21 protein-coding genes are annotated in these 19,596 nt (G+C 70.3%); 3 read left to right on the forward strand and 18 right to left on the reverse strand.

All coding sequences use genetic code 11. The features are described 5' to 3' along the window. Positions 1-5: 5 nt before the first annotated feature. On the reverse strand, positions 6-368 hold the full coding sequence (locus tag VEB62_RS01485) for a DUF6481 family protein (protein ID WP_324794732.1): 363 nt from the start codon (positions 366-368) through the stop codon (positions 6-8). 160 nt (positions 369-528) lie between these two features. Next, complete coding sequence (locus VEB62_RS01490) at positions 529-714, reverse strand: hypothetical protein (protein WP_324794733.1); 186 nt, start codon at positions 712-714, stop codon at positions 529-531. A gap of 442 nt (positions 715-1,156) precedes the next feature. On the opposite strand from VEB62_RS01490, the gene VEB62_RS01495 reads away from it, so the two are divergent. After that, a complete protein-coding gene (locus VEB62_RS01495; protein ID WP_324794734.1) occupies positions 1,157-2,272 on the forward strand; it encodes a cell wall hydrolase in 1,116 nt (371 codons plus the stop codon). Between the two features lie 2 nt (positions 2,273-2,274). Here the strand turns inward: VEB62_RS01495 and VEB62_RS01500 are convergent, their stop codons facing one another. From VEB62_RS01500 to VEB62_RS01565, 14 genes are all read right to left on the reverse strand, one after another. Then, positions 2,275-2,502 (reverse strand): hypothetical protein, encoded by a 228-nt coding sequence (locus tag VEB62_RS01500; protein WP_324794735.1) that lies wholly within the window; start codon positions 2,500-2,502, stop codon positions 2,275-2,277. Between the two features lie 2 nt (positions 2,503-2,504). After that, complete coding sequence (locus VEB62_RS01505) at positions 2,505-2,720, reverse strand: hypothetical protein (protein WP_324794736.1); 216 nt, start codon at positions 2,718-2,720, stop codon at positions 2,505-2,507. A 73-nt stretch (positions 2,721-2,793) separates the two neighbouring features. Beyond that, entirely contained in the window at positions 2,794-3,651 is an 858-nt protein-coding gene (nadC, locus tag VEB62_RS01510) for a carboxylating nicotinate-nucleotide diphosphorylase (protein ID WP_324794737.1), read from the reverse strand. An 11-nt stretch (positions 3,652-3,662) separates the two neighbouring features. Then, positions 3,663-5,165 (reverse strand): L-aspartate oxidase, encoded by a 1,503-nt coding sequence (locus tag VEB62_RS01515; protein WP_324794738.1) that lies wholly within the window; start codon positions 5,163-5,165, stop codon positions 3,663-3,665. Continuing rightward, positions 5,162-6,010 (reverse strand): metalloprotease, encoded by an 849-nt coding sequence (locus VEB62_RS01520; protein WP_324794739.1) that lies wholly within the window; start codon positions 6,008-6,010, stop codon positions 5,162-5,164. The genes VEB62_RS01515 and VEB62_RS01520 overlap by 4 nt, the downstream gene beginning before the upstream one ends. Before the next feature lie 115 nt (positions 6,011-6,125). After that, the gene (locus VEB62_RS01525) at positions 6,126-6,326 is read right to left on the reverse strand and encodes a hypothetical protein (RefSeq protein WP_324794740.1); all 201 of its coding nucleotides are present in this window, start codon (positions 6,324-6,326) and stop codon (positions 6,126-6,128) included. Next, positions 6,327-7,406 (reverse strand): quinolinate synthase NadA, encoded by a 1,080-nt coding sequence (gene nadA, locus VEB62_RS01530; RefSeq protein WP_324794741.1) that lies wholly within the window; start codon positions 7,404-7,406, stop codon positions 6,327-6,329. Positions 7,407-7,581: 175 nt separating this feature from the next. Further along, the gene (locus VEB62_RS01535) at positions 7,582-8,109 is read right to left on the reverse strand and encodes a methylated-DNA--[protein]-cysteine S-methyltransferase (protein ID WP_324794743.1); all 528 of its coding nucleotides are present in this window, start codon (positions 8,107-8,109) and stop codon (positions 7,582-7,584) included. Then, positions 8,090-9,193, reverse strand: a complete 1,104-nt coding sequence (locus tag VEB62_RS01540; RefSeq protein ID WP_324794744.1) for a bifunctional transcriptional activator/DNA repair enzyme AdaA — start codon at positions 9,191-9,193, stop codon at positions 8,090-8,092. The genes VEB62_RS01535 and VEB62_RS01540 overlap by 20 nt, the downstream gene beginning before the upstream one ends. Positions 9,194-9,320: 127 nt before the next feature. Beyond that, positions 9,321-10,226, reverse strand: a complete 906-nt coding sequence (locus tag VEB62_RS01545; RefSeq protein ID WP_324794745.1) for a DUF6999 family protein — start codon at positions 10,224-10,226, stop codon at positions 9,321-9,323. After that, positions 10,223-10,906, reverse strand: coding sequence for an iron-containing redox enzyme family protein (locus tag VEB62_RS01550; protein WP_324794747.1), 684 nt, complete (start codon positions 10,904-10,906; stop codon positions 10,223-10,225). Before VEB62_RS01550 ends, VEB62_RS01545 begins: the two co-directional genes overlap by 4 nt. Beyond that, positions 10,906-12,054, reverse strand: coding sequence for a beta-ketoacyl-ACP synthase III (locus VEB62_RS01555; RefSeq protein ID WP_324794749.1), 1,149 nt, complete (start codon positions 12,052-12,054; stop codon positions 10,906-10,908). The genes VEB62_RS01550 and VEB62_RS01555 overlap by 1 nt, the downstream gene beginning before the upstream one ends. A gap of 57 nt (positions 12,055-12,111) precedes the next feature. Next, complete coding sequence (locus VEB62_RS01560) at positions 12,112-13,230, reverse strand: hypothetical protein (protein ID WP_324794750.1); 1,119 nt, start codon at positions 13,228-13,230, stop codon at positions 12,112-12,114. A 22-nt stretch (positions 13,231-13,252) separates the two neighbouring features. Beyond that, the gene (locus VEB62_RS01565) at positions 13,253-13,582 is read right to left on the reverse strand and encodes a PadR family transcriptional regulator (protein ID WP_324794751.1); all 330 of its coding nucleotides are present in this window, start codon (positions 13,580-13,582) and stop codon (positions 13,253-13,255) included. Between the two features lie 212 nt (positions 13,583-13,794). On the opposite strand from VEB62_RS01565, the gene VEB62_RS01570 reads away from it, so the two are divergent. Together VEB62_RS01570 and VEB62_RS01575 are read left to right on the forward strand one after the other, a co-directional pair. Then, complete coding sequence (locus VEB62_RS01570) at positions 13,795-15,597, forward strand: type I secretion system permease/ATPase (protein ID WP_324794753.1); 1,803 nt, start codon at positions 13,795-13,797, stop codon at positions 15,595-15,597. Continuing rightward, a complete protein-coding gene (locus VEB62_RS01575) occupies positions 15,594-16,967 on the forward strand; it encodes an HlyD family type I secretion periplasmic adaptor subunit (RefSeq protein WP_324794754.1) in 1,374 nt (457 codons plus the stop codon). The genes VEB62_RS01570 and VEB62_RS01575 overlap by 4 nt, the downstream gene beginning before the upstream one ends. Here the strand turns inward: VEB62_RS01575 and VEB62_RS01580 are convergent, their stop codons facing one another. Next, a complete protein-coding gene (locus VEB62_RS01580) occupies positions 16,968-19,073 on the reverse strand; it encodes a malate synthase G (RefSeq protein ID WP_324794756.1) in 2,106 nt (701 codons plus the stop codon). A gap of 81 nt (positions 19,074-19,154) precedes the next feature. After that, positions 19,155-19,418 carry a hypothetical protein gene (locus VEB62_RS01585; protein WP_324794757.1) on the reverse strand — a complete coding sequence of 88 codons (264 nt, stop codon included), beginning with the start codon at positions 19,416-19,418 and terminating at the stop codon, positions 19,155-19,157. Positions 19,419-19,596: the final 178 nt, after the last annotated feature.

A 19,596-nucleotide genomic window follows, 5' to 3' on the forward strand; every position in this document is an offset into this window, starting at 1 on the left:
ACAGCCTAGCGCTGACGGGCCTTGCGGGCGGCGTAGCGCGCGTCGCGGGCGGCCTTCTGCTCTTCCTTGGACAGCTGCTTGCGTTCCTTGCGGGCGGCGCGTTTTTCGGCCTCCACCGCTTCGAGCGCCTCATGGTTGGCGGCGAGACGCGCGGCCTCGACCTCGGCCTTCTGGCGACGGATTTCGGCCTTCTCCAGTTCGCGCTGCTGGCGCAGGGCCTCCTTCTCGGCGGCGCGCTTTTCCTGCAGCCGTTCGAATTCCGGGTCGGGCGCGGCGGGCTTGGGCTTGAAGCGGGCGAGCAGGGCCTTCTTGGCTTCCTGCTGGGCGGTGAGGCGGTCGGTGAAGCCGGTTTGTTTCAGATCTCTCATGCGAGCGGTCGTCGATGTCCTTGATTGTTTGTCGGGTGCGCAAACGGCGCGGGCGAGCGGCGCTCAGCCAACGCCGGGTGGGCTAACCCCATATGGGGGCGGAAATCAAGGTTGCGAGGCGGAGAACCGCCTCCACGCCGCAATCAGGTTCCGACCTGTGTCAGTTCGGCTTCTCGGCCTGGCCGACCGCCGCGCCCGCCGCGCCGCCCACCGCTGCGCCCACGGGTCCGGCGACGACGGCCCCGGCGATGGCGCCGGTGGCGGCCTTCTGTTCGATGGTATGGCCGCAAGCGGCAACCCCGGCGACGGCGAGGGTCGAGGCAAGGACCAGGGCGATTCTTTTCATGGCGGGCTCCTGTGATGTCCAGCCAGAACGCGACCACGGCCAAGGTGTTCCGGCGGAAGGGCCTCAAGCAAGTTCAGCCTGGATAGGCGATCCAAAGACAATAATTTTGTGAGATCATAATCATCAATGGTCGCCGGAAGCCTGACGGCGGTCGACTCTTGGTCATCCAATACAGTATTGGCCGCCGTCACTTACTCCCTTGTCCAAACACGCCGTCGAGCGACCTGACAGATACCGGTGAGACTCCCATCTATGTTGCAGCGCCCACCAATCTTGCGAATCAACCACAATGCCGCCATAAACGGCTGGCTTAAGGCGCGTCCCGATGATCGGCCCGTTCGCCGACCGTCGATCTACCGCAGCCGGGCCGCGACCGACGCGTCGCCCCAGCCGCGAGACTACCCGGGGGCGGCGCTGCGCCCTGCTGAACAGGATCGAGCCCTTGCCGAAGCCCTCGCATTCGCGTGCGACCTCCCCTGCCGACCGCAAGGCCATAATCCGGCCCGGGGCGGCGGCGGCGACGTTTGGCGCGATGGTGGGTCTGGCGATCGGTTGCGCCTATCTGGGCGGCGCCGTGGCGAAGGCGACGACCGTGCGGGCCCAGGCGGAGCGGATCGAGAGCGCCACGGCCGCCGGCTTCACCGAAGAGGCCCTGGCCGCCGCGGCGGGCGGTCTGGACGAAAGCGCCCTGGCCATCGCCCGGCGCCACGATCCCTATACGGTCGCGGGCTCGGCCCAACGCGACCGGCAGGCGGAATTGCTGACCGCCCGGCTGGAGCAGCTGCGCAGCCAGTCATCTGAAAACAGCCTTCGCCGGGTCAGCCTGACAGGCCCCCTCGCCGCCCAGCCCTTCCGCCTCGGCGGTGCGCTGGACGCGTCGCGCGATCTCGAATGCCTGACCCAGGCCGTCTATTACGAAGCCCGCGGCGAGGGCCGCGAGGGCATGAAAGCCGTCGCCCAGGTGGTCCTGAACCGTGCGCGCCATCCCGCCTTCCCCAAGAGCGTCTGCGGCGTCGTGTTCCAGGGCGCCGGGCGACGCACCGGCTGCCAGTTCAGCTTCACCTGCGACGGCTCGATGCGCGGCCGCGTCAATCGCGCCGCTTGGAACCGCGCCCGCGACATCGCCTCAAGCGCCCTGTCCGGCGCAGTCTACGCCCAGGTCGGCAACGCCACCCATTTCCACACCACCGGCGTTTCGCCGCAGTGGCGCAACTCTCTCGTCCGGGTCAGCCAGGTCGGCGATCACCTGTTCTATCGCTTCGGCGGCCGCTCAGGCTCCGGCGCGGCCTTCTCCTACGCCGCCCGGCCCTCGACCGACGCCGACGCGCCGCGTCTGATCCAGGCCAGCCTCGACCCGACCGGCGCGGTGCGGGACGCCGGCGCCATCGCCTACAACCTGCTGCTGGCCCAGGAGGGACGCGAAGCGCCCGCCCAGGCCGAGCGCGCTCCGGCCCAGGCTCCGACACCGGCGCCCGCGCCGACCGTGCAGGTCACGGCTCCGGCGGCGGAAGCCGGCTCGGCCCCGACACCGGCCGCGGGCGCGACGCCGTCGGCCTGACCTCAGGCGTCCCTGTGGCCCTTCGACGACCGGTGGGCGTCGTCGTGGCTGTGCTTGATATCCCGTTCGCCGCCGCCGCCCGAGACCTTGCTGTTGCGCGGGTTCGTCGGCCCGCCCTCGCGCGGGTCCTCGAACGTCGGCGGTTCGGCCCTGGCGTTCTCGTGGCTGGCGCCGGGGCCGCCCCAGCGTTTCGTATCCTCAGGGGTGGGCGTATGCTGGTTGTTGGCCATGATCAGCGATCCTGCACCTTCCGTTGGGCCGTCAGATTCTGTTTCAGGTTGCCGAACCGGCCCTGGGTCTCGAGGTTGACGTCGGAGTCGCCGGGCTGCGCCGACTGGGCCCCGGTGGCGAGGTCGCGGCGGTCCGCGTTCATGACCTCATCGGCCGGGCGCGCGCCCTTGTCGGCGAAGCTGAGCTGCTCCTTGGGGACCTTGGGTCGATGGGTCATGGAAATCTCCTTCCGTGCCCGTCAAAACCCCTCGCGGGGGTCGCCTGTTCCGTAGCGGCGTTCGGCCTGGCCGTCAGATGACGTCCAGGCCCACGTCCAGCGAGGGTGCGGAGTGGGTCAGCGCGCCGACGGAAATCACGTCCACGCCGGTCTCCGCCATCGCCCGCACAGTGTCGAGGCGGACGCCGCCCGAGGCTTCGAGGAGCGGGCGGCCGAAGGGCGAGGCGTCGGCCCGCGCCACCGCCTCGCGCAGCATCGCCGGGCTGAAGTTGTCGAGCATGACGACGTCAGGGCGTTCGGCCAGCGCCTCGTCCAGCTGGTCGATCCCGTCGACCTCGATCTCGATCCTGACCAGATGGCCCGCAGCCGCCCGCGCGCGCCGGATCGCCTCGCCCACGCCGCCGCAGACGGCCACATGGTTGTCCTTGATCAGGATGGCGTCGTCCAGGCCGAAGCGGTGGTTGACGCCGCCGCCGCACGCCACCGCGTGCTTCTCGAGCGCGCGCAGACCCGGCGTGGTCTTGCGGGTGTCGGCGATGCGCGCGCCTGTGCCGGCGACGACCTCGACATAGGCCCGGGTCAGGGTGGCGACGCCGCACATCCGGCCGAGCAGGTTCAGCGCGGTCCGCTCGGCGGCGAGGAAGGCGCGGGCGTCCGCCTCGGCCTCCACGAGAACGGCGCCGGCTTCGAATGCGTCGCCGTCGCGCAGCTTCGGGCTGACCGTCGCCGCCGGATCCATGGCCAGCAGGCTCAGCCGCACGCAGTCGATCCCCGCCAGCACGCCCGGCTGGCGCGCCGCGAACACGGCCCGCATGCGCGAGCCCTCGGGAATGCAGGCCTGCGCCGTGATGTCGCCGGCGCGGCCGAGGTCCTCGGCCAGCGCCATGCGCACGACAGGCTCGATGAGCAGATCGGGCGGGCGTCGGGTCATTCGCTCTCCCTTCATTCGGCCATCGCGAGGGCGCGAGCCCGCAGGCGCGTGTGCCGGGCCTCGACGGCGGCAGTGGGGAAGTCGCTGCGCCAGTGTCCGCCCCGGCTCTCGCGACGGGCCAGAGCGGCCTCGACGATCAGCCGCGCGGCGACCAGCGGCAGGGCGCCCGGCGTCCGCGCCTCCAGATCATCCAGCACCGCCAGCGCACGGGTGAGGCCGGCGGCGTCGCGCACCACGCCCGCCTCGTCGCTCATGGTGCGGCGCAGGACCGCGAGGGCCTCAGGCGCGAGATCGGGCGGCGCCGCCAAGGCGACCGTCGGCCCGGAGACCGGTCCCGCCCGGGCGGCGGCGCGGCCGGTGCGGCGTCCGAAGGCGGCCGCCTCAAGCAGGGAGTTGGACGCCAGGCGGTTAGCCCCGTGCACCCCGGTGGCGGCGCATTCCCCGACGGCGAACAGGCCCGGCAGGGTGGTGCGGCCGTCCGGCCCCGCGACGATTCCGCCCATGTGGTAGTGGGCCGCGGCGGCGACGGGGATCGGCGTCTCGCGGGGGTCCAGCCCGGCCCGCATGCAGGCGGCGAACACTCCCGGGAATTCGTGCGGGAAGGCCGCGCCGATGGCGGTTCGCGCGTCGAGACAGGCGCCCCGGCCATCGGCCCGCGCGGCGTGCACCGCCCGGGCCACCACGTCGCGGGGCTGCAGATCGGCGTCGGCGGCCTCGCCGAGCAGGAAACGCCCTTCCCCGTCGATCAACCGGGCGCCCTCGCCGCGCAGGGCCTCGGTGGCCAGCGGCATGGGGTCGAGACCGACATCCATGGCGGTTGGATGGAACTGCACGAACTCCGGGTCGAGAATCTCGGCGCCCGCCCGATACGCCAGAGCCATGCCCTCGCCCAGCAGGGACGCTGGCGTGGTGGTCCGGGCGTACAGGCCGCCGGCGCCGCCGGTGGCCAGCACCACCGCGGGCGCCAGAACTTCGACCAGTCGTCCGTCTCGCTCGATAAGGGCGCCGCGCACCCGACCCGTCCCGTCCTGGATCAGGCCGCGCAGGCGGCCGTCCTCCCACACCTCGATGTGCGGCGCCGCCCGGGCCGCAGCCACCAGCGCCGACAGGATGGCCCGCCCCGCGCCGTCGCCGCCGACCCGCGCCACCCGCGCCCGCGAATGGGCCGCCTCGAGGCTGACCGCGAAACCGCCCGCGGCGTCCCGGTCGAACGGCGCGCCCAGCGAGGCCAGCCACTCGACGGTCGCCCGCCCGTCGGCGGTCAGCAACCGCGTGGCCCCGGCGTCCACAAGGCCCGCGCCCGCCGCTTCCGTGTCCGCCGCGTGGAGGGCAGGCGCGTCGGTCTCCGACAGCGCCGCCGCCACCCCGCCCTGGGCCCAGGCGGAGGAGCAGGCCTGCAGGAGCGGCGCGGGTGTCACGACCAGGACCTTGCGCGGCGCGGCCTCCAGCGCGGCCGACAGGCCGGCCAGACCACCGCCGACGACCAGCGGCCCGTCATGGTCGATCCGGTTCACCGACCGAACTCGAAATAGCGCGCGCCCAGCGACAGCGCCTCCGTCAGCGAGCCGGTCATCGGCATCAGGGCGGCCAGGGCCACCCCGGCGCAGGCCGCCGCCGTCAGCAGGAACAGGCCGACGCTGCGCCCGGACTCGCCGAGAGTCAGCGGCCGACCATCGGGCCGCCACGCGCCGCGACGCAGATGCCCGATCAGGGCCAGGCCGAGGAACGCGGCGAAGATGTAGCTGCCGTTGGTGACGCCCCACAGCACAACGACCACGCCGACCAGCACCATGGCCGCCTTCTCGAGCATCGGATGGATGCGGGCCAGAACGGGCCCCAGCGCCTTGGAGCCGTCCAGGGGCGGCGCCGGCGCGAGGTTGACCAGATTGATGATGGCGATGACGAAGACGCCTTGCAGCCACAGCCCGCTACCGGTCACCACGAAGCCGGCGAAGAACGGAATGGCGGCCAGCAGGCCGAACGCGGGCCCGGCCAGGGATACGAGCACGCCGTGCCATTCGCTCTGCGGCAGCCGCTGGCTCTTCGCCACGCCGCCCAGGAAGGGAATGATGTAGATCCGCGCCGGTCCCATGCCGAGGGCGTTCATCGCCAGCACGTGACCGTACTCATGAACCAGCAGGCCCCAGATCGCGGCCACGGCGATGACCCAGCTGCCGGACACGTACCAGATGAAGCCGCCCAGCAGCAGGGTCGACGCCACCGCCCAGACCGGATGCTGGCCCTTGTCGAGGGGCGGCTCGGCGGCGCGGGCGGGCGGCTCGGTGGCGGCCGGGGCCGGGCTGCTGTCCTGGGGGCGCGGGTCCCAGGGTCCCGGGCGCGGTGCATTGGCTTCGGTCATGCCCGTGACGTGGCCTTTTCGGACCGGAGCCACAAGGCCAGGACGGCGAGAAGCCGCAGGGTCTTTCGATCGACGGAGGCGACGACGCGGACCGGCGGAACGTAGTGCATGGACCTCAATCCAGATTGTGCGCGCGGGCTTCCGCCGGCGCGGCCCTGACCAGGGCGGCGGCGATCTCGTTCCGCGGCGCCCCGCGCCGCAGCATCGCCTCGTATACGCGGCGGATGTCGCCGCCCCATCGAAACCCCACCCACCGGCGCCCCGATTTCCAGATCAGGATCACGAAGCCGACCGGCGTACGCCCCACCCAGGTCACTCAGATCAACTCCACCGCCACATGATGCCGCGCCTTGACCAGGTCGTATCGGGCCGGAACCGCCGGCGGCGGCAGGTCGATCATCCGCTGCACCGCCAGACGGGCGCGCCCGGCCATCTCTTCCGGCACCGTCACCTCGAACTGCATGTTGACCAGGCAGTCGCGGATGTTCTGCAGCGTGATCCGCTTCATGTGGGGACACAGGTTGCAGGGGCCGATGAACTGCACGTCCGGCAGGTCGCCGGCGACGTTCGAGGCCATCGAACACTCTGTGATCATCACCACCTGCTTCGGTCTGCGGGCCGTGACATGATCGATCATCGCGGCGGTCGAGCCGGCGAAGTCCGCGGCGGCGAGCACCTCTTCCGGGCACTCCGGATGGGCGAGGATTTCCGCGCCCGGATACGCCGCGCGCATCTCGGCGATATCGGCGGCGGTGAACCGCTCGTGCACCTCGCAGCGGCCCTTCCAGGCGATGATCCCGACCGTCGTCTGGGCCGCGACGTTGCGCGCCAGATATTCGTCGGGGATCAGGATGACGCGGTCGACGCCCCATTCCCGCGCCGCCCACTCCACCACCTGGACCGCGTTGGCGGAGGTGCAGCAGATGTCGGTTTCGGCCTTCACGTCGGCCGTGGTGTTGACGTAGGTGACCACCGGCAGGCCCGGGTAGCGCTGCTTGATCAGCCGCACATCTGCGCCTGTGATCGACGCCGCCAGACTGCAGCCCGCGCGCAGGTCGGGGATCAGCACGGTCTTGTCCGGGCTGAGAATCTTGGAGGTCTCGGCCATGAAGTGCACGCCAGCCTGGACGATCACCTTCGCCTTCGACTTGGCGGCTTCCCTGGCCAGCCCGAGGCTGTCGCCGACGTAGTCGCCGACACCGTGGAAGATTTCGGGGGTCATATAGTTGTGAGCCAGGATGACGGCGTCGCGCTCACGCTTCAGCTGGTTGATTTCGTGGATCAGCGCCGCCTGGGCTGGCCACTCCAGCGGGGTGACATGATCGCGGACCTTGGCCCAGACCGGCGCAGTGGCCAACTCCAGTTCCTTCGTCAGTCCGAACGCTCCGTCGGCCATTCCATTCCCCTTTTGCTCGAAATGAGCAAATCTTGGGCCCGAAGAACGGCGGTGGGCCCAAAGGCCGCCCGCCGACTTATGCTCAGTTTCAGCATAAGCAGGGATAATCTAGGCCGCCCTGCGCGAAATGCAAGGCTGCGGCCGTTGAAAATCGGGCATCCCCCGGAGTCCCGGGTCAGGAACCGATCGTGACGCCCTCATGGTTCAGCAGCCACCGCTTGCGCTCCAGGCCGCCGGCGTATCCGGTCAGGGCCCCGTTGGCTCCGATGACCCGGTGACATGGCACAATGACCGCGATCGGGTTCTGGCCATTCGCGAGACCTGCAGCGCGCACGGCGCGGGGAGAGCCGACGGCGGCGGCCAGCTGGCCGTAGCTGCGGGTCTGGCCCGCCGGAATGGCTCTCAGCGCCGCCCACACCGTGCGCTGGAACGCTGTGCCCCCGGTTTTCACCGTGACGCCGTCCAGCGCCCGGACATCGCCGGTGAAATAAGCCTCGACGGCGCGGCGTACGCGTTCCGGGGCGCGGCCTTCGTCGAGCGTGAAGGCCGGGCTATGGCGGCCGAGCAGCCGCAGCATCCGCGCCTCGTAGTCGGAGAAATCGAGCGCCCGCACGGCGCCCTCGCCATCGGTGACCAGCAGAACCTCGCCGACAGGCGTGGCGACCCGGTCGAGAGTCAGGGTTTCAGGCGGCGCGTTTCGCATCGGTCTTCTCCAACAGGTCCGCGCCCGTGATCCCGGCCATGGCCAGGTGCAGGGCGCCATAGGCTCGCCACGGTCGCCAGGACTCGGCGCGCGCGGCGAGGACTTCATCGTTGAGACGGTCGTTCGGCGGCTCCACGCCGTCGTCGATCCAGTCGCCCGGCAGCCGGAGGCCCGGCCGTCCGGCGACCAGCGGCTCCAGCGCCGCGTCGGCCGAGAGGTCGCGGCCGATGGCGTCGGGATCGGCGGACAGGTCGAACACCCGCCGCACCCGCGCCAGCACGCCGGGCAAGGCCTTCAGGTCGACGGCTTCAACGCAGACGGAGACCCGCCCGGACTCCGCCGGTTCGACCGAGACAGAGCCGTCGGCGCCGTCGACATCTTTCGTCAGCACCCGTGACCACCGGCGGTTTCCGACGGTATCGCCGCGGGCGGCCAGGGCCGCGAGCATGGCGTCCCAGTCGTAGGGCGGACGGTAGGGCAGGCTCAGACGCACACCGCCCTCGTGCACTCTCTCGCCGCGTCGCCGCAGCGCCGACGGCGGACGATCGTAGAGGGCCTGAAATGTCTCGTTGAAGCGGCGGACGCTGGCGAAGCCGGAGGCCAGGGCCACTTGCGCCATCGAAAGATCGGTCTGGTGGATCAGGGCCTTGGCCAGCAGCACCCGGCGCGTCTGGGCCACGCTGACCGGGGCGGCGCCAAGGTGCTGGCGGAACAGGCGGCGCAGGTGGCGCTCGCCGACGCCGAGACGGCCGGCCAATCCGTCAACATCGCCCTCGTCCAGCGCGCCGGCTTCGATCAGGGCCAGGGCCCGGCTGACGGTGTTGGACGTTCCCCGCCACGCGCCCATGTCGGGGGCGGTTTCCGGGCGGCAGCGCAGACAGGCGCGAAAGCCCGCCTCCTCGGCCGCCGCCGCCGACACGACGAAGACCATGTTCTCCCGCTTCGGCGTTCGGGCCGGGCAGACCGGGCGGCAGTAGATCCCCGTGGTCTTGACGCAGCCGAAGAAGCGGCCGTCGAAGCGCGCATCCCGCGTCAGAACCGCGCGGTAGCAGGCCTCCTGATCAAGTTCGCGGGCGTTTTCCATGACCGCAAGATGGGACTTCGCGCCGCCGGAGTCTCGCGGTTTTCGGACATGGCGGCGTGAAGTCCCTCAAGCCTTCGAAATCGCCGGGGCGCGTCTCTGAAATCACCGGAACTTTGTCGTCGAATTCTCAGCCGGCCCGCGGATCCACCGGGAGGCCGGCGGCCTGCCGCGCCTTCATGGTTCGCAGCCAGCCGTGCAGGGCCTCGCAATCGAGGCCATGCATCATCAGCCGGTACCCCGCCTGCAGCGTCGACAGCGCCACCATCGGGTGGCCGTTCTTGATGAAGTTGAGGTGGTAGTCCGTGCCGAGGATGCGGGCGATGTAGATGGCCACCGTCTCGTCCAGCTGGAGCGAATGGGCGGCGCGGACGAAGTCGTTGCGGGGCAGCATCAGGGCGTAGAGCGGTGTGTAGAACTCGACCGCCGTCTGTACGTCGATGCGGTTCAGCGGTCCGGTCGGGAAGGTCTCGAAGGCCGGGAATTCGTCGGAGATCATCGAGAAGTCCAGCACCTCGGCCGGCAGGATCTCGCGGCCCTCCGCGCGCAGGCGCCGGTTCAGCTCGATGATGAAGTTGAAGACGTTGAGGTCGTGCTGGAGGAACAGATTGTCCTCGATGTGCTTCAGCCGGGTCGGCCGCAGCGGATGGCTCGAGATGTCGGCCGCTCCCGCGTTGACGCGCATGAAGGCCAGCAGCTCGGTGCCCACATGGAAATGGCGCAGGATCAAGGTGTTGGTCTCAGGACTGCCGAAGGTCCGCAGGCCCCAGTGGATGGTCTTGTGCAGCAGGCCGTTGAGGTTCGGGAAACGGGGCGAGATGGCCCGCAGCACCTTCACCACGCAGAAGAACAGGATGACCAGCGGCCGGCTGACCGGAAACAGCCAGCGCCGGGACCAGGAGCGGGCGCCGACCAGCAGGCAGCGCTTGGCCTCCGGGTCGATCGGCAGGCTCTGGTCCAGATAGAGCGCCAGCCACGGGTCGGGGTCGCGAGGATCGTGCGCCATGGTCGCGAAAGGGTCGCGGGCCGCCGTCACGCCGCGATCTCCTCGATCTGCAACACATAGAGCCGCGCCGTCACCTTCGCCGTGGTCACGATCCGTTCGGCGACAGCCTCGTCCGGCAGGACCATCGCCAACATCTCGCGAAACTCCTCCATGTGCTCGACGTCGTTATCACCGTGGTAGAGCAGGAAGCGCAGGGCGTCGTCGGGCAGGTTGAGCCGCTCCCTGACCTTCAGGCCCCATGGTCTGGCCTTGATCGAGCCCAGCCCCTCGATGATCCACATGGCGCCGAGCAGGCCGAATGGATCGGGCTTTGACGCCTCGTGGAACATCCAGGCTGACAGGGCCTCCGAGCCAACGTTCTTCTTCGCCGACAGGATGTCCGCGATATCGCCGCCCGAGGCGACGAAATCCTGTTCCAGCAAGCGGAAATCCCGGTGCTCGGTCACCGCGTGCCTCATCAGGGTCGAGCGCAGTTCGAGATGGTCCTCGCCGATGTTGGAGGCGGCCCGGCTCATCCACAGGGCGCCGTCCTTCACCTGCTGGCGCAGGTTGATCAGGAAGGCATGGTAGTCGGCCAGCTCGAACCGGCCACGGGTCAGCTTGCGGATCAACGGCGTAGCCTCGAGCCGCTGCTCGAAGTCGGTGAAAACCACCGCCAGCTTGCGCAGCGTTTCGGCGACGGCGTGATCCGCCATGGCTCCGTCGGCCATCACACCACCTCCAGCATCATGAAGCCGATCATGGCCCGCCCGCTCTCCGGCACGATCAGCAGCACACGATCGCCGGGCTTTGGCCGGCCGCTGCGCATGAAGGCCTCCAGCATGACCCAGATCGAGGCCGAACCGATGTTGCCCGTCTCCGGCAGTGTGGTGAACCACTTTTCTTCGGGGATCATGGCAGCGGTGTTCTCAAGCAGGCCGACGATCTCCTCGCGCAACGAGCGGGCGGAGTAGTGACAGAGCAGGTGGTCGACCTGATCGGGGACGATGCGGCCGTGGTCGACCTTCTCCAGCCAGACGCCGATCCAGGCGCGGATGACGATCTTGAGCAGTTCGAAGTCCTGCAGCAGGGCAACGGCGCCGGCGGCGTGGGCGGCGACTGGGCCGGCATGGCTCCAGGCGCTGTCCATTGAGGCGCGGTCCGTCCGGGTCGAGCCGGCCCACATGCACGGGTCGAACCGTCCGGCCAGCGAGGTCAGGTCGATCCAGTCAACCTTCAGCGACAGGCCCCCGGCGCGAGGCAGGGGCTCCATGACCACCGCGCCGGCTCCATCCGACAGGGTAAAGCGCAGGAAATCGGCCTCGGTCGCCAGCCGGCCCTTGGCGTCGACCAGGGCCGTGCCCTCGTAGAAGGCCGGCCGGAACCAGCGGGACGAGAACTCGCCGGCGGCGGCGACGGAGACGTCGGCTTCTCCGGCCCGCACCTGCAACCAGGCGCCCTTGGCCGCCATCAGGGCCGAGGCGCAGACCGACTGGTAGCTGGCGATCTCCAGCGGGCCGGCCCCCAGCTCGGCCTGGACCGCCGCAGCGTGGCCCGGAACGAGGAAATCACCCTGCGTTGTAGCGGTCGCCAGATGCTGCAGGTCGCCGAGGGTCAGCCGGGCGTCCTCGAGAGCCGCCGAGACCGCTCTCGCCGTCATGCCGGCGTTGGTGTCGAGGACCTGGCCGTCGGCGGACAGGGCGTAGTGGCGGGTCGCTATGCCGTTCCAGCGCAGGGCGCGGCGGCCGATCACCGAGCCCTTGCCGTGGACGCGGCCGATATGGTCCTCCATCCGCTCATTGCTGACTGGCGGGCCGGGCAGATGCGCGCCGACGCCGGTGATGTAGACGTCCCTCAGGCGCGGTCCGGATTCGTTCATCCGGTGACGTTGCCTGACAACGTCGGGCGGAAGAAGGGCGTTTGGATGACGGTTCAGTCAGGCAACAGCCCGCGGATCCCGCTGGACCAGCCGCCACAGGTTGGCGACGATCTTGAACACCAGGCCGATCGCCGAGAGGGCGAGCACCCAGGTCATGATCAGCGACAGGCTGCTCGCCACCCCGACCAGATCACGCGTTCCTTCCCCGAGGGAGCGCAGCAGATCGAAGTCCAGCAAGACCCAGTCGCCCGCGATCCGGGCCGTTTCGCCGTCCCGCGTCAGGGTGAACCAGTGGCCCGCCTCAAAGATCGTCCAGGTCAGCCACAGGCCGGCGCCGGCGATCACCACCTCGGCCGCCGCCCGCATTCGTACCGCGTACGGCCGGGCGAGGCTGGCCAGGTCGACCGCCATCTGGGCCACGGCGTAGAACAGGATCGCACCATAGAGGGTGGTCCAGATCGGAGCGCCCGTCACCGTCGCCTCCGCGCCCCGGAAGTCGATGTGCATCAGGCCCGGGAAGTGGATGATCCCGACCCACCACAGCACGAACAGCCCCGTGGCGAGGAAGGAGAACAGATAGTCTCCACCGGGCCACCCTTTCACCTTCACCTTCGGCGCGGTCCAGAGCTTCACCCTGGGCGAGGCCCCGACCGTGGCGCCCCAGGCGGCGGGATCAGCCAGTTCGAAGGCGCCGAGGTCCTTGACCCGCCAGCTTGTCAACCACTTCGGCCGGACGCCGTAGTGCTCGAACGCCGCCGCCGCCACCGTCGCGGCGCCGACCAGCCAGAGTCCCGTGCCGATGAAGCCGTGAAAGGCCTGGGCGATCGCCTGACCGGCGTCCGCCGGACCGCTGATCAGGTGGATCAACAGCACGATCGCCTGCACGGCCAGCATCAGCAGCAGCCCGGCCTTCACCGCGAACAGCCAGTAAGGGAACAATTCCGGGCCCACCAGCGAGTCCGGGCCCTTGCGGTAGCGCGCGGCCACGACCAGCGGATGGCCGATCTCGTGCAGGATCGCCTCCTGCTCATCCTCGGTCAGGGCGCGGCCCAACTCCTCCTCCTTCGCCTCGAAGCGGCTCAGGATCAGGTCGCGCAGTTCAGCGATGATGTCGGCGCGCTCGTCCTGCGGCAGCTGGGCGGCGACGGCGTTCAGGTAACGATCGATCAGGTCCATTGGTCTTCCCCACGCCCCGGTTTCAGAGAATCTTGTCGAGCGAGGCGTTGATGCCCCGCCACTCGCCGGCCAGGGCCGACAGCATGGCCTCGCCCATCGGCGACAGCCGGTAGAAGCGCTTCTTCCGCCTCTCCTCCTCGCGCCACTCGCTGGTCAGCAGGCCCTGGTTCTCAAGGCGACGGAGCAGCGGATAGAGGGTGCTCTCCTCCATCTCCAGGCCGTCCGATGCGAGCGCCTGACGCAGGGTGTAGCCGTACCGCTCCTCCCGCAGGCGGGCGAGCACGGCCAGCACCAGCGAGCCGCGCCGGAGCTCCAGCCGCATGGATTCGAACAGTTCGGAATCGACGCTCATCACTACACCCGTCGTCACATAGTGTGTGACATACAGTGTATGGCATATACTGTGTGTCAACGTCAACTGGCCGGACGCGCAACCATGGCCCGCCCCTTGCAGTTTGCCCCATCGTGCGGACCCGGCTCGGTTGTGGCGGGAAATCCTTCGGCTATCTGTTGCCGCGGCAAGCCGTTAGACTGATTGGCCACAGCGTCAGGAACCCCCACTTCGTGTTGAAGAACCTGCTTCCCAGCAAACCGGGCACGGAGCCCCTGGCCGAGGCGCTCCGGGCCTGCCGGAGCCACTTCCTGTGGGCCGCCGTGTTTTCGGCGCTCGTGAACCTGCTCTACCTGACTCCGACCCTCTACATGATGCAGGTCTACGACCGCGTCGTGCCGACGGGCGGGCTGACGACGCTGGTGCTGATCACCGTCGTCGCCGTCTTCGCCCTGGCCGCGCTGGCCGGGCTGGACTGGCTGCGCGGCCGGCTGATGCTGCGGGCCGGGTTGAGGCTGGACCGGATGCTGTCCGGCAAGGTGCTGGCCCGGGTCATGGACCTGCAGGCCAAGTCGCCCAACACCCAGGCCCTGCGCGAGTTCGACAATGTCCGCGGCGCCATCGGCGGCCAGGGCATGCTGGCGCTGTTCGACGCGCCGTGGACGCCGATCTATCTGGCGTGCTGCTTCCTGCTGCACCCCGCCATCGGCGTGCTGACCCTCGTCGGCGGCCTGATCCTGTTCAGCCTGGCCTGGCTGAACGAGCGCGACACCCGCCCCCGCCTGAGCAAGGCCATCCAGTCGCAAAACAGCGCCTATTCGGCCCAGGAAGCGGTCGCCGGGCAGTCGGAGGTCGTGCGGGCGCTGGGCATGCGCCAGTCCTCCATCGCCCGGCAGATCGAGCAGCGTCGCCTCGCCACCGCGGCGCAGGCGGATGCGCAGCTGACCGGCGGCAAATATTCCGGCGCGATCAAATTCCTGCGCCTGGTGATGCAGTCCGCGGCCCTGGGGCTCGCCGCCCTGCTGGCGGTCAAGGGCGACATCTCGCCCGGCGCGATCATCGCCTCCTCCGTGCTGCTGAGCCGCGCCGTGGCGCCGATCGAGCTTCTGGTCGGGGTCTGGCCGACGCTGGTCCAGGCCGGTGCGAGCTGGAAGACCCTGACCGACCTGTTCGCGAGCACGGCCGCCGTGGAGCGGGAGCGCACAACCCTGCCCGATCCGAAGGGCAGGCTGCAGGTCGAGGCAGTCTCGGTGAAGTTCCCGGACACGGAGGCGCCGCAGCTGCGCTCGGTGAGCTTCACCCTGCAGCCGGGGCAGACGCTGGGCGTCGTCGGGGCCAGCGGATCGGGCAAGACCACCCTGGCCCGGGTCATCGCCGCCGCCCTGAAGCCGCAGGCGGGCACGGTGCGGATGGACGGCGCCGAATACGAGGCGCGGGAGGGCGACGAACTGGCCCGCTGGATCGGCTATCTGCCGCAGGTCCCCAGCCTGTTCGCGGGCTCGATCAAGGACAATATCTCGCGCTTCGCCACCGCCACCGGCGTGGACCAGGAGACCGCCGACCGGGGCGCCGTCAAGGCGGCGATGGCGGCGGGCGCTCATGAGCTGATCCTGCGTCTGCCGAACGGGTACGACACCCAGCTGGGACCGTTCGGGCAGGGTCTGTCGGCGGGGCAGGCGCAGCGGGTGGCGCTGGCGCGGGCGCTGTACGGCGATCCGGTCCTGCTGGTGCTGGACGAGCCGAACTCGAACCTCGACCAGGAGGGGGAGGCCGCGCTGATGCAGGCCATCCTCGGCGCCGCCGCCCGGGGCGCGGCCGTGGTCATCATCGCCCACCGCGCCGGCGTGCTGGCCCGCGTCGACCGCCTGCTGATGATGCGCGATGGGGTGGTGCAGATGGAGGGACCGCGCGAGGAAGTGCTCGAGCGGATGCGGGCCGCCGCGCCCAAGACCGCGGCGGCGGGCGCCGCACCCGGCCAGCCGGCGAACGTGACCCGGCTGGCGGATCCGTCCCAGCCGCAACGGCGCGCCCAATGACCGACGCCGCCGCACCGGACGCCGCCGGAACCCCGCCCGCCCCGCCGGCCCCGCCGGCCGGACCCGTCCTCGTGCCCGACACGCCGCGCCGGGAGCTGGTGATCGGCGGGGTGATCATCCTGCTGTTCTTCGGCATCTTCCTGGGCTGGGCCGCCTTCGCGCCGCTCGACGCCGGGGCCTACGCCCAGGGCCAGATCGCCGTGTCGGGGAACCGGCAGGCAGTGCAGCACCGCGAGGGCGGGGTGGTCAGCGCCCTGCTCGTGAAGGAAGGCGACACGGTCCGGCGCGGCCAGATCCTGCTGACCCTGTCCAGCGGCGAGCTGCGGGCGACGGAGCGGGGCGTGGCCAGCCAGGTGTTCGCCCTGCTGGCCCAGCGGGCCCGGCTGATCGCCGAGCGCGACCGCCTACGCGGCATTCCGACCCCGCCGGAGTTCGCCAATCTGCCGCCGGAGGATTCGGTGCTGGCGATGGAGTCGCTGCGCATCCAGCAGCTCCAGTTCGGGGCGCGGCGGGTCGGGCGGTCGACGGAGACCGGCGTGCTCAGCCAGCGGATCGCCCAGCTGAACGAGCAGATCCTCGGCTACGAGCGGCAGATCACGGCCAATATCGAGCAGCAGCGGCTGATCCAGGAAGAGCTGACCGGCATGCGCAGCCTGGCCGAGAAGGGCTATGCGCCGCTGACCCGGGTGCGGGCGCTGGAGCGGACGGCGGCGCAGCTGGACGGGGAGCTCGGCTCGCTCAGGGCCCAGATCGCCCGGTCGCGGGAGGCCGTCGGCGAGACCCGGCTGCAGATGTCGGGCGTGTCGTCGGAGATGAACGAGGACGTGGCCGACCAGCTGCGCCAGATCGACGTTCAGCTGAACGAGCTGCGGCCGCGGATGAACGAGCTGCGCTCGCAGATCGCGCGGAGCGAGGTGCGGGCGCCGGCGTCGGGCCAGGTCGTCGGCCTGACCATCTTCACCCAGGGCGGGGTCATCCAGCCGGGGCAGACGCTGATGGAAATCGTGCCCAACGACGCGTCGCAGATCATCGTCGCCCAGATCAGCCCCAACGACGTCGACAACCTGCGGGTCGGGCTGACCACGGAGGTGCGGTTCCCGGGCCTGCGCGAGCGCAACCCGCCGGCCATCCACGGCCGGGTCACCCGCATCTCGGCCGACAGCTTCACGATCGAGGAGACCGGGGCGAGCTATTTCCGGGCCGAGATCGTGGTGCCCGCGGCGGAGCTGGCCAAGCTGGGGCGGTCAGCCAACACCCTGCGGCCCGGCGCGCCGGTCGAGGTCATCATCCTGCTGCGCAAGCGGACGGCGCTGAGCTATCTGCTGGAGCCGCTGACCAACAATCTGTGGCGGTCGGGCAGCGAGCAGTAGTCAGGCCTCGTCCTTGGCCCTCCGTCTGAAGGCGTGGAGCAGCGGCTCGGTGTAGCCGTTGGGCTGGTTCACGCCGTCGAACACGAGGGCGCGGGCGGCCTGGAAGGCGAGGCTGTTCGCCGGGTCGGGGGCCATGGGGCGGTAGAGGGGATCGGCGGCGTTCTGGGCGTCGACCTTCGCCGCCATCCTCAGCAAGGCGGCGTCGACCTGGTCCGCCGTGCAGACGCCGTGCAGCAGCCAGTTGGCCATGTGCTGGGAGGAGATGCGCAGGGTGGCGCGGTCCTCCATCAGGCCGACGTCGTGGATGTCGGGCACCTTGGAACAGCCGACGCCCTGGTCGATCCAGCGCACGACGTAGCCGAGCAGACCCTGGGCGTTGTTGTCGAGTTCCTCCGCGACCTCGGCCTCCGACCAGTTTCGGCCCGACGCCAGCGGCGGGGTCAGCAGGGCGTCGAGGCCGGGAGCCGGACGGGCGGCGACGGCGTCCCGCAGGGCGAAGACGTCGGTCTGGTGGTAGTGCAGGGCGTGCAGGGTCGCCGCGGTGGGGCTGGGGACCCAGGCGGTGTTGGCGCCCGTCTTTGGATGGGCCGCCTTCTGGTCGAGCATGTCGGCCATGCGGTCGGGCGCGGCCCACATGCCCTTGCCGATCTGGGCCCGGCCCGAGAGGCCGCAGGCGAGGCCGATGGCGACGTTGCGGGCTTCGTAGGCGGCGATCCAGTCCAACGACTTGATGTCGCCCTTGCGGACCACCGGGCCGGCCCGCATCGCCGTATGGATCTCGTCGCCGGTGCGGTCGAGGAAGCCGGTGTTGATGAAGACGATCCGGTTTTTCACGGCGTGGATGCAGGCCGCGAGATTGGCCGAGGTGCGGCGCTCCTCGTCCATGACGCCGACCTTGATCGTGTGGCGCGGCAGGCCGAGCAGGTCCTCGACGGCGTCGAACAGGGCGTCGGTGACGGCGCATTCCTCCGGCCCGTGCATCTTGGGTTTGACGATGTAGATCGAACCGGCGCGGCTGTTGCGGACCGGCCCCTGCCCTTTCAGGTCGTGCAGGGCGATGAGGCTGGTGACGATGGCGTCGAGGACGCCCTCGGGCGCCTCCGAGCCGTCCGGCAGCCGGATCGCCGGGGTGGTCATCAGGTGGCCGACGTTGCGGACGAACAGCAGGGACCGGCCCGGCAAGGTCACGGTCGAGCCGTCGGGGGCGGTGAAGACCCGGTCGGGGGCCAGGGTCCGGGTCAGGCGTTCGCCGCCCTTGGCGAAGGTCTCGGACAGGTCGCCCTTCATCAGGCCGAGCCAGTTGCGATACGCGGCGACCTTGTCGGCGGCGTCGACGGCGGCGACCGAGTCCTCGAGGTCGACGATGGTCGACAGGGCGGCCTCGAGGATCACGTCCGAGATGCCCGCCGGATCGTTTCGCCCGATCGGGTGGTCGGGGTCGAACACCACCTCGATATGCAGGCCGTGGTGGCGGAACAGGCGCGAGCGATCGGAGCGGCCGACGTACTGGCCGGGATCGCGGAGTGCGACGCCGTTGTGCGGATCAGACAGGTTGGCCCAGGAGCCCCCGGCCAGCGGGACCGCCTCGTCGAGGAAGGTTTTCGCGCGGGCGACGACGCGGGCGCCGCGCCCGGGATCGTAGCCCCCGCCCCGGGGCAGGTCGCCGAGCGCGTCCGTGCCGTAGAGGGCGTCGTAGAGGCTGCCCCAGCGGGCGTTGGCGGCGTTGAGCACGAAGCGGGCGTTGAGGATGGGCACGACCAGCTGGGGGCCGGCCAGGGTCGCGACCTCCGGGTCGACACCGCGCGTGCCGATCGTGAAGGGCGCAGGCTCGGGGGTCAGGTAGCCGATCTCACGCAGGAAGGCGGCCCCGGCGGCCACGTCGTACGGCCGGCCGCGGCGGGCGACATGCCAGGCGTCGATACGGGCCTGGAGATCGTCGCGAACGGCGAGCAGGCGGCGGGTCTCCGGCGCGAAGCGGGCGAAGAGCCCGGCGACGCCGGTCCAGAGGGCGTCCGCGTCGAGGTCGAGGCCGGGCAGGACCTCGGTCTCGATGAAGGCGGCGAGGTCATCGGCGACCTGCAGTCCGGCGCGCGGCGTCATCGACATGGGCGTCTCCCGTGGGCGAGGCTGTAACATTCCGTGATGACCCCGGGGAAGTCGAGGGGGATTTTGCAGTGCGGCGCCGGCTCACGGCGCGGACGTCTTTTCCCCGCCGGTGAGGCCCTCGGCGACGCGTTCGAGAAGCAGCATGGCCTCGGAAAGGATGAAATCCTCGATGTCGGGCGCACGGCCGCGCCGGCGCAACTCCAGATACATTCGCTCACGGTCAGTCAGGGGCTCGTAGGCGCCGGTCTCAAGACCTTCGAGGCGGACGCGCTGAAGAGCGCGGATGAAGCGACGGCGGCGGTCGCGGAATGCGGGTCGGCGGGTGTGCATCGGGGGTTCTTTCATGCGCCCTTCTCCCCTCGAGGGAGAAGGCATGGCTCTTCGCCGCTTCCTGCGAAGCGGTGTGGGGAGGGTGCGGGGCGGCCGGGCCTCGCCCGGTGCTGAATGTGTTTTACCGTTTCGACGAGGTGACCGCCCCGCGTGGCCGTTTTCCACCCGCCCGTCGATTGCCGGCCCTTCTCGG

The sequence above is a fragment of the Brevundimonas sp. genome (genome assembly GCF_035626975.1).
GTDB lineage: Bacteria > Pseudomonadota > Alphaproteobacteria > Caulobacterales > Caulobacteraceae > Brevundimonas.

Excerpts from the sequence above, each read along its gene's own strand:
- VEB62_RS01485 (WP_324794732.1), bottom strand. The coding sequence starts at position 368 with ATGAGAGATCTGAAACAAACCGGCTTCACCGACCGCCTCACCGCCCAG.
- VEB62_RS01490 (WP_324794733.1), bottom strand. The coding sequence starts at position 714 with ATGAAAAGAATCGCCCTGGTCCTTGCCTCGACCCTCGCCGTCGCCGGG.
- VEB62_RS01500 (WP_324794735.1), bottom strand. The coding sequence starts at position 2,502 with ATGGCCAACAACCAGCATACGCCCACCCCTGAGGATACGAAACGCTGG.
- VEB62_RS01505 (WP_324794736.1), bottom strand. The coding sequence starts at position 2,720 with ATGACCCATCGACCCAAGGTCCCCAAGGAGCAGCTCAGCTTCGCCGAC.
- nadC (WP_324794737.1), bottom strand. The coding sequence starts at position 3,651 with ATGACCCGACGCCCGCCCGATCTGCTCATCGAGCCTGTCGTGCGCATG.
- VEB62_RS01520 (WP_324794739.1), bottom strand. The coding sequence starts at position 6,010 with ATGACCGAAGCCAATGCACCGCGCCCGGGACCCTGGGACCCGCGCCCC.
- nadA (WP_324794741.1), bottom strand. The coding sequence starts at position 7,406 with ATGGCCGACGGAGCGTTCGGACTGACGAAGGAACTGGAGTTGGCCACT.
- VEB62_RS01535 (WP_324794743.1), bottom strand. The coding sequence starts at position 8,109 with ATGCGAAACGCGCCGCCTGAAACCCTGACTCTCGACCGGGTCGCCACG.
- VEB62_RS01540 (WP_324794744.1), bottom strand. The coding sequence starts at position 9,193 with ATGGAAAACGCCCGCGAACTTGATCAGGAGGCCTGCTACCGCGCGGTT.
- VEB62_RS01550 (WP_324794747.1), bottom strand. The coding sequence starts at position 10,906 with ATGGCCGACGGAGCCATGGCGGATCACGCCGTCGCCGAAACGCTGCGC.
- VEB62_RS01555 (WP_324794749.1), bottom strand. The coding sequence starts at position 12,054 with ATGAACGAATCCGGACCGCGCCTGAGGGACGTCTACATCACCGGCGTC.
- VEB62_RS01560 (WP_324794750.1), bottom strand. The coding sequence starts at position 13,230 with ATGGACCTGATCGATCGTTACCTGAACGCCGTCGCCGCCCAGCTGCCG.
- VEB62_RS01565 (WP_324794751.1), bottom strand. The coding sequence starts at position 13,582 with ATGAGCGTCGATTCCGAACTGTTCGAATCCATGCGGCTGGAGCTCCGG.
- VEB62_RS01575 (WP_324794754.1), top strand. The coding sequence starts at position 15,594 with ATGACCGACGCCGCCGCACCGGACGCCGCCGGAACCCCGCCCGCCCCG.
- VEB62_RS01580 (WP_324794756.1), bottom strand. The coding sequence starts at position 19,073 with ATGTCGATGACGCCGCGCGCCGGACTGCAGGTCGCCGATGACCTCGCC.
- VEB62_RS01585 (WP_324794757.1), bottom strand. The coding sequence starts at position 19,418 with ATGAAAGAACCCCCGATGCACACCCGCCGACCCGCATTCCGCGACCGC.